We start from the raw sequence: 13,218 nt of genomic DNA, 5'->3' as shown, positions 1-13,218 counted from the left end.
GCGCCGGTATGTGGACCGCAGGAACTGGTCCAGCTTGCCGACGTCGCCCACGCTGAGGCCAAGGGCCCTGTTGTGAATCGACGAATAGAGGGGCGCCATCAGCATGTACTGGACTATGGCCGATGGTATGAGCGCAAGGAGGGCAATGTCCGCCCCAACGTGGTATTCGGCGTTGAAAGTCATGGGCAAGAGCTCCCCGTTTGACGCTATCACGACGTGCGGGTTAAAGATCCACGACAGCACCCTGTCCCCAAGGAGCATGATAAAGTAGAACGTCCCGTACAGCGCAAAGGGGAGCGACTCCCAGAGCTGGATGCTAAAGCGCGACTTGACGGTCTTTTCAGTCGTGGTCGGCGGCGCGTAAAACGCGGGCGCAGACCTGTCTGCAGATTTTGCCCTCGTCCCCTTGACGACTATCTTGTAGTGGTAGCGCGCGGCAAAGATTGACAGCACGATAAACGCTACCCCAAGCGCCGTAAAGTAACGCGCCGCAATGTCCGGCGCCGGGATGATGTAGTACGACAGCGCAAGTGCGATGAACGCAGACACGTATGAGGTAAAGACCCCGCGCAGCTTTTTGAGCGTGAATATGATGTTAAAGCTGAGCCGGTGGAGGCCGACCGTAGCCATGGCGCCAAGCGTGATTGTAGTCAGGATTGCCGGCGCTTCCTGCGTCGTCGAGTAGGCAAGGACCAGCGCGGCCGCTATCGACATGATTGCGATGGTGATGGCGTAGCTCCTCTTGACAGACCTCTTGGTTTCGCCCACGTTTCTCTGCTCGTGGTACATGTAGAACAGCCGGCTGAACATCTGGAGCGGGCCTTCCGTGATGAAAAGCCCGAGGAACACGCCGGACACAAAAGATATCGTCACGTCTGCCGGAAGGCCCTGGGCCATCCAGAGCGAAAATCCCATTATGTTGAGTATGACCAGCGCGCCGAGCCACGGGGTCTGTACTGCCAGCGCCTCAAAGAGCCTCTTGCGCTTGCCCTCGACCGGCTCGCCCATGCGCGTCCATTCCGGCCGGTCCTGCGGGTTCTCGTAGTGGTCAAGAAAGTTGTAGACGTACTTGGCAAGCACGGTCAGGCTGGCAAACCCGCTCTTGGAGGCGACCCTGTCGTCGTACCCCAGTATTTCAAGAAACACGACGACGTCGGCGATGCTGTTGACGCCGTGCTGTATCTCTGACACGGACCTTGCGGCCTTTTCTGCAAACATCCTAGCCTCGATGGTCAGCGGCAGGTCGGACTCTATTGCAGTCACGCGCGCGGCACCTCGCTTGCCACTGGTCTGTCCAAAAGTTCCGCGTACAGGTCGCGGTACTGGTCGATGGAATGCTTTATCGTGAATTTCTGCGCCACCGTCTTGACTGCAGAGGCGCCAAGCGAGCTGCGCGCCCTTTCGTTTCTCAGGAGGCTTGCCATCGCCGTCGCAAGTTCGAACGGGTGGCGGCTCCGGGCAAGTATGCCATAGTTTTCAAGCGCCTCCCTGACGCCCCCGACGTCGGTGGACACTACCACCTTGCCGCACGACATTGCCTCCACCACGGTGTATGGAAAGCCCTCGCGGATGCTGCTCAGCACCACGATGTCGCCGGCATTGTAGGCCTTTTCAGGGTTCCGGGTAGTCCCCATGAACTTGACGCTGCCCTCGAGTTTCAGCCTGCGCACAAGGTCGAGGCAGGCCCGGGCATATGCAAGGTCAGTCGACGAGCCATATATCAGGCAGAGGACGTCCGGCACTATCTCTTTTACGTAGCTTATGGCCTGTATGAGGCTCAGTACGTCTTTCAAGAGCTCTATCCTGCCCACGAAGACTATGGTGGGCCTGCGCTTTGGCCCGCTTTCAATGGGCCGGAACTTGGCGGTGTCTACGCCGTTATAGATGACTCGGATTTTTGAGGCAGGGGTGTTCAGTAGCTCGGCCATAGTCGCGTTTGCCTCGCACACCGGAGCCACCACGTCGGAGGCCTCGTATATCGTCTTGATGATGTTGCTTGACAGGACCTTCCACAGGATGTTGTAAGCCTCGCTGTGTATGTAGAGCCGGTGGTAGAGGAGGAGGTCCTTGAAGGCGACGCCGTGCTCGGTCGCTATCATGGGGCAGTCGTTCTTTATCTTGGCGCAGACGCCCGCAAGGGCGGGTATCCACGCGTTTGACGAGTGGACAAGGTCGACTTTTGGCAGGTCCACTGACAGTATCTGGAGCACCCTCTGGATAAAGCTGAAAAGGTCTATGGCCTCCTTCATCTGGACGGCGCGGTACATGTCGTCGCGGCCAAGCAGGGCAAGGAACGACGCAAAGGTGGCAGGGTTTTCAACGCATTTTTTCACGTCGTGGCCGACCAGCATTGCGTGCATCTGGTGGCACAGCTGCGCAAGCTGGCGGTAATTGCAGGTGTCGGAAAAAAGCTCGGAAACAAACTTTTCAAAGAGCGGCATGAATTTTTTTTTCACGAACGACTCGTCGGTCGAGAGGACCTTGGGGACGAACTTGCCCTGGCCGTAAAATTCCTCGTACCTCTGGCAGCCGTACAGCGGCACCTCCATCACCCTTGACACGTTCTTTGGCACCGCGTACGAGCCGCTGACGTTTGGGTTTGAGAGGATGTTGAGCACCACAAACTCGACTTGCGGCAGGTTGTCGACCATCTGCTTGGCCCAGGCGTAGACGCCTCCGGAGCTGCTGTTGGGATAATTGTCCCAGTTGACCATGAGCACCCTCGGCATCTTACTTGGCTTCCTCTGCTTGCACCATGGCCTCGTCGAGGTCGTCGAGTCGCGACTTGCTCCTGCGCGTCTCCAGGAACTTTTCCACGCTCTCAAACAGCTCCATCGACACGCGCATCTGGCCGGCGGGGTGCAGGTTGACGCTCTTGCCCACGGCTTCCTTGAAGCCGAGCACCTTCATCGCCTCTTCCTTGCCAAAGAACGGGCTTATCCTCATCGAAAGCGACGCGTATTTCATAAATATCTCTTGAGCCTTTTCCTCGTTGCCCGAAAGTATGTAATTTTCATAGGCTCGCTGCAGCGCCCAGAAAGACTCCCTTATCGACCGGTCAAGCACAGTCTGCGCATGGTCCTCGTACATCAGCGCCGCCTCGGCGTAGAGTATGTGGCCAAGCTTCAGGTTGTTTGTGCGCATAAAGCAGCTGGCGGCGCACGAGCACGACAGCGCGGCCCTCGCCTTCAGGCCGGCGTCCCAGCATTGAGTGGCGTCGCGCAGGTAGAGCATGGTCGCCTGCTGAAAGTTGCCGTCGTCTTCGGTATTGATAGCCTCAAGCCAGAGGTTGTTCTTGCCGGTAAGCCGGTCTGACCAGGTCTTGATGATTTTTTTAGGCTCTGCGCTGTACACGCGCAAAATTATCGTTTCCGGCTATAAAACCATAGTATTCATAATCGTGCCATTTTGTAACGCCCCGCCTACCAGGGCTAGCAAAATGTGGAGAGAGCCTCGCTACAGAGGCTAGCTCCCTATACGCACTATTTGCGCCACGGAAGGCACGTCCTGGGCGTTCAGTATGTGGATCATGTAGTGCCCCGGCGGCGCCACGGACGAGTTGATTGGCGCAGAGACGGTTATCCCGGTCGAGTCGGTGTTGGTTATCTGGAGCCACACGAGCCTCAGGTTAGAGTCGTAGTGGTGGGTGTTGGAGCCGAGGCGCAGGAGCGAGACCTTTGTTATGTTGGCGCTGCTAGTCGGTATCCTCATCGTGCCGCCGTACGGGCCCGTAGTCACGCGGCCCGATATCTGGGGCCGGCTGGCATAGTAGTATGGCGGGTTGTAGAATTCCACCCTGTGCTCCCATGTCGACCTGTCAGGCGTGCCGGAAGCGGTCCACACCCTGCCGTCCGGCAGAAGGAGGGCTGCCGAGTGGTACGTCCGGGAGACGTTTGCGTCCGGCAGCGTGCTCCAGGTCTCGCTGACCGGGTCGAAGACCTCGGGCGTGTGGATGTATTCGTCCGGGTCCCTCGCCGCGCCGCCAAACAGCACCAGTTTGCCCGTCGGCAGGATGACAGGCAGTGGAAAGACGCGGGCGACGTTCATCGACGTCGTCGACCTGATGACCGGTGCAGACGCCGTGCCCTGGTTAAAGTCCAGCATCTCGGCAGTGTTGGTGGCAGGCAGCAAATAGTTTGACTGGCCGCCGACTATCAGCACCCTGCCCCTGTCGGCGGCGGTGTTGTTGAGTGGCAGCAAAAAGGACGAGCCATAGTCCCTCCACGAGTACTGCGTCTGCCCGACAAGCGTCCAGGCGCCGGTCGTAGGGTTGACGAGGTAGACGAAATGGTCCATGCCGCACACTAGGAGCTGGCCGGACGGCATCAGGTGCATTCTGGGATACAGAGAAGTGAACGGGCTGACGCCTGCGCCGGGGCCGCCATAGCTCTTTGTGCCTGCGCCGGGAAGGTCGCTGTCGGCGCCGGGGGAATAGGTGGTCGCCGAGTTGGGGTCGTACCTTATCGAGAACGTCTTTGTCGCAGGGTTGTAGATCTCTACGAGGGCGTTTCGGCTGCCGTACTCGTCAAGGCCGTCGTGCACCCATACCTGGCCGTTTGGCAGGAGCACATGCGTCGGGTACCAGCGCCCGTGCACCATCGACTGCACCTTCTGGAAGGTGTTTGACTGCACGTCAAACTCGTAAGCGGAAGCTAGGCCGAGGAACCGGCCTTCGGGGTTCTGCACGTCGTATTTCAGCATGCCGCCCGTGAGGAGCACGTTGCCGTTTGCAAGGTGGTTGTGGTGGCAGCAGAAAAGATCCTCCGGCAGCGTGTAGGATACGGCGGCGCCGGTCGGCGGGTCAATGACCTGGGCCCTGTACGGGCCGGTCAGCGTGGATTGGTGGTACCCAGACCCCGCGATCGCCAGTATCTTGCCGGTCGGGAGAAGGACCGCGTGTATCGGGTTTATCGAGGAAAGGTAGCCGTTGGTCCATGGAGGCGACCCTGACTGGGCCTGCGCCTGCCCAAACACAGAAGAGGACGCGCTTGTGCCGCCCCTCAGCACAGAAGAATCCAGAAACTTGCCAAGTGTAATAGCCGCGGCGCCTGCGCCCAGCAGCTTCAAAAAGTCCTTTCGGCTTATCTTGCTGTCCAGCAACATGGCTGAAACCTCGGCAGCATATTTAACGCAGACGCCTAAAACGCGAGCTTTTTTTGGCTAGTGTAGCCACGCATATGGGCCGCTACGGGGTGTTGCGGTACACTGCGGTCAGCGTGGTGTCCGAGGCTATCGAGACCACCCTCGACTGGTTTGTTGAGCCGTTGTCAAGCCAGTGGTCGAACCTCCAGACGCCATAGCTCGAGACGGTCGCGGTGTACTGCTGGCCCGAAGTCAGAGTGAACGTCGCCGGCGTAAAGCCCGTCCCGATTGTCTGGCCGTTCTGCGCAAGGGTGGTCCAGAATCCCGTCAGGGTGCCTCCGGACATGTTTTGGGACCTTACCGTGAGGGCAGACGTCGGAGGGGTGGCGCTGTCGGTGAACGTCGCCGTGGCGCTTATACCCATAGAGTCAGTCGCCCTTACTAGGTTGGCGCCCTGGACCGACCACGACGGCACTGTGAACGTGGCTGTAAAGGCTCCGGTCGCGTCGGTCGTGACTGACGACTGGACGGTGTTGATGGCTATCCCGTTGTACGTCAGGCTCATTGCGGCCGCGTTGTCAAAGCCGTCGCCGGTCACCGTGACCACCGTCCCGACAGTCCCGGTCGAAGGCGTGGGCGTTATGGTGGCAGTCTTGTACGCCGCCATGAACGCGGTGTCCTTCGATATCGACATGGTCCTCGACGGGTTTGTGGATCCTGTGTCAAGCCAGTGGTCAAAGAGAAAGTTCTCGAAATTGCTTACCGTGATGGTGTACTGCTGGTTGTTGTTCACGTCAAAGTCGATGTGCGAGAAGCCAGAGTTGATGACAGTGTTGCCCTGCGCAAGTGTAGTGTACATGCCAGTCGCGCTGTGCCCGTTCAGCTCGGCCGTGATGACGACGGCCTTGCTGGTCGTCTTTGTGGCCGTGTTGGCCACAGATATGTTGACAGTCGCAGGGGAGCTGTCGGAATTGCCATCGTTTGCGACAAAGGTAAAGCTGTCAGGGCCATCATAATAGTCGTATGGCGTGTACCTGACGGTTGCCTGGTTTACCAGGCCAAGGGTGCCGTGCAGGGGAGGAGACGCGATAAAGAACTGGAGAGGCTGGCCGTCAGGGTCAGAGCCGGTCAGCGTTATCGTCCGCGCGGCGTTTTCGTTCACGCTGACCGACTGGCCGTTTGCGACCGGCGGCGGGTTGCTGCCGTTGCTGTACACCGCCATTATTGAAGTGGGTTGCGTTATCGACACTGTCCGGGCAGCGTTTGTGGACCCGTTGTCCGCCCAGTGGTGGAAGACGATGCTCTGGTAATCGCCCACGGTGACCATATACTGCTGGCCGGAGGCAAGCGTAAACTGGACAGGGGTAAAGCCGGTTGCGACGGTCTGGCCGTTCTGCTCAAGGGCGGTCCACATCCCGGCAAGCGCCTGGCCGGAGCTGTACTGGCTGCTCACCGTCAGCGGGTACGAGGAGCTGGACTGGTGCGTAAAGGTGGCAGTCGCGCTGGCGGCCGAGCCTGTCGAGGCCTGGACGGTGTTGGCGCCGGGCGCAGAAGAGGGAGGCACCGCAAACGAGGCGGTAAAGGCGCCAGAGCTGCTTGTAGTGACAGAGGCCGGGGCAGTGGCCACTGCATTGCCGTTATAGTTTATGGCGACAGAGGAGTTGGGCACAAAGCTGCTGCCGGTGACTGTCACCTGCGTCCCGACCGATCCGCTGGCAGGGCTTAGCGTTATCGAAGCCGACCGGTATACCGCAGTCAGCGTGGTGACCTGCGTTATCGACACGGTGCGAGCGGGATTTGTGGACCCGTTGTCCGCCCAGTGGTCAAAGATGATGCTGCCGTAATTTGAAATCGCCACCACGTACTGCTGGCCGGAGGCGAGGCTGAACTGTGCAGGAGAAAAGCCGGTTGCGACGGTCTGGCCGTTCTGCGAGAGCGTCGTCCACATGCCTGTCAGGGGCTGGCCTGACGCATACTGGCTGTTGACGGTGAGTGAAACTGGAGCCTGGCCCCAGGCTTGGGTAGCGCCTGTGGCAAGCATGGGCATGGCAAGAACGAGCATGATAGCAATGGCCAGTGTCCGCAGTACATTTTCTCCCATACAGAAGCGTCAACAGCCCGGAGTGGAAGAAAAGCGCAGTGTTCAATTTCCTGCGAATTCAGAATAAAATTACTAATCCCGACGCCATAACTGCGACATTTAATTCACTCCCGGTTCTGGGCACTTGCAGCATAGCTCAGTGCCCCATCTCCAGTACTGCAATGCCTACGGCTGTAATTATTGGATTTATTTGGCTGTAAAGGTCAAAAGCCCTGCCGCAATTGGGCGTACTAGTTATATCAAAAAAATTGGCGCCTACTCTGTTGAACAAGTCCCGCATCCTGCTCCTGGCGGCACTGTCCGGAGCCCTGCTTGTGACGACGCTGTCTGCCTTTGCGTATTTTGGCAACAACGCAAAAAGCAAGCTGGAGCCCGTGCAAGAGTCGGAGGCGGTCCACTTTCCGGCGCACATGATAGACATCTATACCAAGAGCGAAAAATATTACGACAACCTCGACGGCGGGTACCTTTACGTCCACGACAACATAGTTGACTCTAGGCGCCACTGCGAGTTTTGCACGAGCGTCGACTACCAGCAAGGGTTCTCAACGGGCACACTTGACCTGTCGTGGGCTGCTGACAAGCAGTTCAACCTTAACGGCGCCAAAAAGGTGACGTTTTACGTGATGGGCGACGAGGGCGGCGAGAAGGTCAAGTTCAAGGCGGCAGGCAAAAAGATCGACAAGATAATCAACGGCACGCTGGCAAAGGACGTCGAGTTTGGCATCGAGTCGCAGCCGGTTGTCCTTACAGACGAGTGGAAAAAGTTCGAGATAGACCTCACAAAGACGGACCTGAACGGCGTGTCAAACCCGTTTGCAGTGGGAATCGACAGAGACTACAACGACGGCCCTGTCAGGATATTCATAAAGGCCATACTGCTTGAGAATGACCCAGTGCAGAATGCCCTTCCGGTTGAGCAAGACGGTGGCACGAATGACGAGGACAAGCAGAACCAGGAAGACGACGACTAGATAATAAAAAATAATTAAAAAAACGTCAGGTGCTTGGCTGCCGCTTGATTTTGTCTATCTCTTTCTGCCCTTCGATGCGGGCCTTTTCGTATTCGCCTTTGGCCTTGCCAAAAGACCGTGCAAGTTCTGGGACCTTTTTCACGCCGAAAAAGACGATTGCCACGGCTGCTACGAGAAACACCCACTCAAAGCCCGCAGGGATCATCATCAACAGGTTTCCCATCATTACCTGATGTGCATGGCGCAGAGGATATTAGTATTGAGCAGGGTTTTGGCGCAAAATGCGGGCACCGGCCTCACCAATAAAAGAAAAAGTGAAAGATAAAATTCAAGCCACGTCAGGCCGGCAGGAAGCTCTGCACCTTCGGCTTTAGCAGATCCCCGAGCACCTCCTCCAGCTTGCCGGCAGGCGAGTACCCGAGCTCCTTTTTGGCCCGCGATATGTCCACCTGGGCGAACTTGACGTCGCCCTTGCGCTCCTCGGCGTACTCGGGCTCCAGATCCAGGCCAAAGATCTTGATCATGTTCCTTGCGAGCTCGTTTATTGTCACCGACCTGCCGGTTGCAAGGTTAAAAGTGCCCGACAACCCCTTTGCGTCGCCGGCCTGCACTGCAAGGATGATGCCGCTGGCAATGTCGTCGACATAGACAAAGTCCCGGGTCTGCAGGCCGTCGCCGTTTATCACCGGCGCCAGACCTTTTGACAGTCTCTCTGCAAACACGGTTATCACGCCGGCGTATGCCGCAGACTGGCCCTGCCCAAAGACGTTAAAGAACCGTAGCGATGTGGCGTTAGGGATCTTGCCGCAGTTTTTGTAAGATGCTGCCAGCATCTCGCCTGCCACCTTGCTTGCGCCGTAAGGCGACAGCGGGTCGAGCAGGTGCCCCTCGGCTATCGGGAACTTTTTCGGCTCGCCGTACACGGCACCGGTGGACGCAAGCACGAAATTCTTTACCTTGTACTCGCTGCAGGCGTCAAGCACGCTTGCCGTGCCGTTGATGTTCACGTCGATCGTGCTTGCGGGGTCCCTGACCGAGTCGGCGACGCTGATTAGCGCGGCGAGATGGACGCAGGAGGCGGGCTTTTCCTTGCCAAAGATGCGGTCCATCGCGGCCCCGTCGCGTATGTCCGCCCTGTAGTATGATACGCCGTTGTCAACAAAAGGCCGGTCGCTAATGTCATTTTTTGCCAGCCGATCGACTACGACGACGTTATATTCGCCGCCGCTCTGAAGCTTTTTCACGAGGTGGCGGCCGATAAAACCGGAACCCCCGGTCACGATTATGTTATGCATTGCAGAACCTTATTTTTTTTGGAGATAAGCCTTGATGCCAATATCCAGAGGGTTTTGCCGGCTAATTGTTCACAAAAGGCCATAAAGTGGCAAATACGACCCGGCAGGTTGCGGAATTGGGATGCATGTGCCCATCGCGTGTATTGTCTTGTCAAAAACAAGGATGAAAAAAGTAGGGTGGCTTGCGCCTAGCCCTGAATTACGCGCTCGTAAAAGCTCGTGTTCCGGCCCAGCGTCTCTATGGATTCAGACCACGACACGTTGGTCACGCCCTCTATTGTCTTTACACGCTCGATGATGTCGCACAGCTCCCTGTTGCTCTTGAAGAGTATGTCGATCTGCAAGTCTGCGGAATTTTCGCCCATGCACCTCTTGACGGCAACCACCTCTTTTTCCCACGACATCATCTCTGCGCCGATGTTACGTGCAGAAGTGCTGGCAGTCGCGACAAACAAAGTCGCGTTCCTCCAGCCAAACTTGTCAAGCTTTAGCTGGTAGACGGTTTCTATAAGGCTGGCTTCGAGCCTTTTTCTCCGGCGCTGCACGGTGGAAAGCGGGATGTTCAGCTCCCTTGAAAGCGTGAGAGAAGAAACGTTGCAGCTTGACGCGATGAGCGACTTTAATATTTTCTTGTCGGCGTTTGAGAGTATCGGAGGCTCAAGGGCGGACTCGGCTTCGCTCTTTGGCGGCCTCCCCCTCTTGCCCTGGTAGAACTGGCTCGTAAGGTTCTTCAGGCCCGTGAGCAGTTCCAGGAGCACCTTGTCCGACAGCGACTCGATGCTGTTGGTGTTTATGCTCATGTTCTCCAGCTCGGACAGGATCTCGTCCTTTGTCAGCGCAAACTTGGCTGCAACTGGCTTGCCGCCATCCCTTGGCTTATCGGAACCGGGATATTTTTTTACCGCCGAGTCTAGTGTAGAAACCACGCTCTTTTTTTCCTCTTCAATGTTCAGGCGCGGCGGAGATATAAGGCGAATGTAATGTGAATACAGAAGAAACGACTTGAATTGTTTTCTTGACACGGCGCGTCGAATCGGTTAGAGCAGTTTGACCGTGTGCGAGAAACATAGGGACTCGATAAAAGGTGGTTAGATATAAAGTATGAATGTTGCTTAACATGCAACTATATTCTTAATATCCCCCGCCGTGACTCCCTAGAAGAATTCTCTAGAGGCTGTGACACCAAATGCAAATAATAGAACATTTCAATGGAGAGAGAATGATGTCAGGTTGGCTGGCCGCATTGCTCGGAGCCTTGCTGGTCACGGCAAGCGCGTTTCAGGGTACAAGCTTTGCCCACGCCGCGCCCTACGAAGTGTCGGGCGAGGAGTCATGCATGGCGCTGCCGGCCAAGGTGAGATGGGATCCCGCGCTTGAAAGGTGCACGCTTTTAGGCTCAATGACTGTCCTTGCCGACGGCGAGCATGCCGCCGGCCAGGGCATGACTTTTTCCGTAGACGCAAAGGCCAGGCTTGCCAGCTTCGGCACGATAACCAACTCGGCCAATGCCACGCTCGCGGTTGCAGGCAAGATGACTATCAACTCAGGCGCCACGCTTGTCAACTCGGGCGCTTTTTCCAATGCAGGGACGCTTGCAAATTCAGGCGTCTTTGTCAACTCGGCCGATGCCACTTTTAAGAATACCGGCAGGATAGCAAATGCAGGGACGCTCAGCAACTCGGCAGGCGCTGCCCTCGCCAATTCAGGCAGGATAACAAACGACACAATCATCAACAACCAGGGCCATGTCGAAAACCGCGGGACACTGGCCGTTTCTGAAGACGCGGTGCTGGCCAGCGCGGCAGGCGCGGCCATAAAGAACTCTGGCAGGATAATGGCCTACTGCGGCGCGCACGTCGCCGGCGCCATATCGGGCAGGCCTGTTACCGACAGGTGCAACGACCCTCCAGCAGCCGCGATGGGATTGTGGTCGCCCTTTAGCCCGCTTTCAAGCGACGTGCAGGCCGGCACCGTCTTTACTTTCAGGGCAAACGCGACTGACGACATAAAGCTTGCAAAACTGGAATGGGACTTTGACGGCGACTGAGAGGTCGACTATGCCAGGCCGCTGTCAGGTAGGTCCATAATGGCGACTGCTATGCACGCCTACGGCGAGCAGGGCGTCTATCACCCGCAGGTGCGCGCAGTCGACAGCGCGGGCGCCAGGTCGGCGTGGGACAGGTACGCCCCCACGGGCCTCGATGCGGCGGCTGCCAACTCGGCGCCCATGGCGGCCAGCGTCATGATGTCGACTGAGCAGGACGTTCCCCTTGCCTGCATGCTGCAGGCCGGGGACCTGGACGGCGACAGGCTGACGTTTTCCCTAATTTCGCTGCCAGAGCACGGCGTCCTGCTTGGCGACGCGCCGGACCTCAGCTACGTCCCTGACGAAGGTTATTTCGGGCAGGATTCGTTCACGTTTGCCGCAAGCGACGGCAATGGCGAGAGCAAGCCGGCCAGGGTGTCGATAACGGTCGTCAAGGCAGAAGCCAGGCAAGAGGTGGCGATGGAGTCTCCCAGCCTGCGCTGGGCGCGCCGGAAGAAGAGATGTACAACAGCCAGCCTGTAGCCCAGATCCAGTCCGTGTCGACGACTGAGGAGGTGCCGGCGCCAGTCAGGCTTGCGGCTACCGACGCGGACGGCGACTGGCTCGAGTTCCAGATAGTGTCAGACCCGCGGTACGGCACGCTTTCAGGAGTCGCGCCGGATCTCACCTACACGCCGGACGCCGAGTTTTACGGGCAGGACTCGTTTGCTTTCATGGCGTCTGACAGCTTTGGCGGCAGCGCCACTGCGACCGTGGCAGTGACTGTCGCGGCCTCGGCGCCGGTCCCTGTCCCGGAGCCGGCCCCCCAGCCAGAGCCGGCGCAGCTCTATTGCGGCAGGAAGGTTTCCTCGTTTGCCCACGTGATTGACGGGACAGAGGGCTACGACTCGCTGACGAGCACAAAGGAAGACGACCTCATCATGGGCTACGGAGGAAGCGATGCGCTAAAGGGCAAGGCTGGCAACGACTGCATCATGGGCGGCCTGGGCGACGACAGGATGTATGGCGATGGCGGGGACGATGCGCTGAACGGAGAGGCGGGCGACGACACGATCTACGACGACACTATCGACGGCGGGGACGGCGATGACAGATGCTGGGATATCATCGGATCCAACAAGGCGACCAACCGCGAGGGCCACTAGCCCGCGGCGGTGAGAAAGGCAGTGTTTTTGTACAATCTCCCAGCCAAGTTCGATGGCGCGACTCTGCGTACATAAGACGCCAGCTGAGCTTGAGACGGGTCGCGATGCAGCGTAGGCAGTCAGGTACGCAGGTTATGGAAATCCGCGGCAAAACTTCCTTATCTTATTGTCTCATAGGCAAGTGGGAGATGCGCGGCGTACCAGACATTTTTGGACCTGTACGCGGCGCCAAGCCGGCGGCCCATTATTGCCCAAAATATGAGAGTTTTGGTAGGAATTTTCTTATAGAGAATAATGTTGTAACAGGATGGTCGACATGATCGCCCGGCGACTGCTCGCCATGTGTTTTGCAGCAATGTTAGTGGGGATGTTTTTGCCTCCGGCAGCTGCGGCGCTTCCCGCAGGCTTTGTCGACTCGCGGCTTGTCGGAGGGCTGAACCTCCCGACCGCGATGGAATTTGCGCCGGACGGCCGGATCTTTGTCGCCGAGAAATCCGGCGCGCTAAAGGTGGTAAAGAACGGCGCGCTCCTCGCCACCCCCTTTGTGACAGTCTCTGAAGACTCGTTTGGTGAA

At 57.8% G+C, this 13,218-nt stretch carries 13 protein-coding genes; 5 read left to right on the top strand and 8 right to left on the bottom strand.

Features of this window, described 5'->3' with window-relative positions:
• The 5 genes from ACREAY_RS05180 to ACREAY_RS05160 all read right to left on the bottom strand — a co-directional run.
• Positions 1 to 1,263, bottom strand: a 1,263-nt coding sequence (locus ACREAY_RS05180) for a hypothetical protein (protein WP_431754698.1), incomplete at its 3' end; no start/stop codon positions are given.
• Entirely contained in the window at positions 1,260 to 2,729 is a 1,470-nt protein-coding gene (pelF, locus tag ACREAY_RS05175) for a GT4 family glycosyltransferase PelF (protein WP_431754697.1), read from the bottom strand. The genes pelF and ACREAY_RS05180, both read right to left, overlap by 4 nt.
• A gap of 1 nt (position 2,730) precedes the next feature.
• Positions 2,731 to 3,354 carry a hypothetical protein gene (locus ACREAY_RS05170; RefSeq protein ID WP_431754696.1) on the bottom strand — a complete coding sequence of 208 codons (624 nt, stop codon included), beginning with the start codon at positions 3,352 to 3,354 and terminating at the stop codon, positions 2,731 to 2,733.
• 111 nt (positions 3,355 to 3,465) lie between these two features.
• Positions 3,466 to 5,100: a galactose oxidase-like domain-containing protein gene (locus tag ACREAY_RS05165; RefSeq protein WP_431754695.1), complete on the bottom strand. Its 1,635-nt coding sequence runs from the start codon at positions 5,098 to 5,100 to the stop codon at positions 3,466 to 3,468.
• A gap of 85 nt (positions 5,101 to 5,185) precedes the next feature.
• Positions 5,186 to 7,144 (bottom strand): Ig-like domain-containing protein, encoded by a 1,959-nt coding sequence (locus ACREAY_RS05160; RefSeq protein ID WP_431754694.1) that lies wholly within the window; start codon positions 7,142 to 7,144, stop codon positions 5,186 to 5,188.
• A 302-nt stretch (positions 7,145 to 7,446) separates the two neighbouring features.
• Here ACREAY_RS05160 and ACREAY_RS05155 point away from each other — a divergent pair, with 302 nt between their 5' ends.
• Complete coding sequence (locus ACREAY_RS05155; protein WP_431754693.1) at positions 7,447 to 8,157, top strand: hypothetical protein; 711 nt, start codon at positions 7,447 to 7,449, stop codon at positions 8,155 to 8,157.
• Positions 8,158 to 8,182: 25 nt separating this feature from the next.
• On the opposite strand, the gene ACREAY_RS05150 is transcribed toward ACREAY_RS05155, so the two are convergent.
• The 3 genes from ACREAY_RS05150 to ACREAY_RS05140 all read right to left on the bottom strand — a co-directional run bounded on the left by ACREAY_RS05150 (position 8,183) and on the right by ACREAY_RS05140 (position 10,378).
• A complete protein-coding gene (locus tag ACREAY_RS05150) occupies positions 8,183 to 8,383 on the bottom strand; it encodes a Sec-independent protein translocase subunit TatA/TatB (RefSeq protein ID WP_431754692.1) in 201 nt (66 codons plus the stop codon).
• A 112-nt stretch (positions 8,384 to 8,495) separates the two neighbouring features.
• Positions 8,496 to 9,452: an NAD-dependent epimerase/dehydratase family protein gene (locus ACREAY_RS05145; protein WP_431754691.1), complete on the bottom strand. Its 957-nt coding sequence runs from the start codon at positions 9,450 to 9,452 to the stop codon at positions 8,496 to 8,498.
• Between the two features lie 188 nt (positions 9,453 to 9,640).
• Complete coding sequence (locus ACREAY_RS05140; protein ID WP_431754690.1) at positions 9,641 to 10,378, bottom strand: Lrp/AsnC family transcriptional regulator; 738 nt, start codon at positions 10,376 to 10,378, stop codon at positions 9,641 to 9,643.
• A 293-nt stretch (positions 10,379 to 10,671) separates the two neighbouring features.
• Here ACREAY_RS05140 and ACREAY_RS05135 point away from each other — a divergent pair, with 293 nt between their 5' ends.
• The 4 genes from ACREAY_RS05135 to ACREAY_RS05120 all read left to right on the top strand — a co-directional run.
• Positions 10,672 to 11,499 (top strand): hypothetical protein, encoded by an 828-nt coding sequence (locus ACREAY_RS05135; protein WP_431754689.1) that lies wholly within the window; start codon positions 10,672 to 10,674, stop codon positions 11,497 to 11,499.
• A gap of 39 nt (positions 11,500 to 11,538) precedes the next feature.
• Positions 11,539 to 12,021 (top strand): Ig-like domain-containing protein, encoded by a 483-nt coding sequence (locus tag ACREAY_RS05130; RefSeq protein ID WP_431754688.1) that lies wholly within the window; start codon positions 11,539 to 11,541, stop codon positions 12,019 to 12,021.
• Positions 12,000 to 12,644 carry an Ig-like domain-containing protein gene (locus tag ACREAY_RS05125; RefSeq protein ID WP_431754687.1) on the top strand — a complete coding sequence of 215 codons (645 nt, stop codon included), beginning with the start codon at positions 12,000 to 12,002 and terminating at the stop codon, positions 12,642 to 12,644. Before ACREAY_RS05130 ends, ACREAY_RS05125 begins: the two co-directional genes overlap by 22 nt.
• Positions 12,645 to 13,017: 373 nt before the next feature.
• Positions 13,018 to 13,218: hypothetical protein (locus ACREAY_RS05120; protein WP_431754686.1), on the top strand; the 201-nt coding region annotated here is incomplete at its 3' end.

This window comes from Nitrososphaera sp., assembly GCF_050748925.1.
Classification (GTDB): Archaea; Thermoproteota; Nitrososphaeria; order Nitrososphaerales; family Nitrososphaeraceae; genus Nitrososphaera.
The sequence above is the reverse complement of the archived record's forward strand: the minus strand, read 5'-3'. Positions and strand labels throughout refer to the sequence as shown.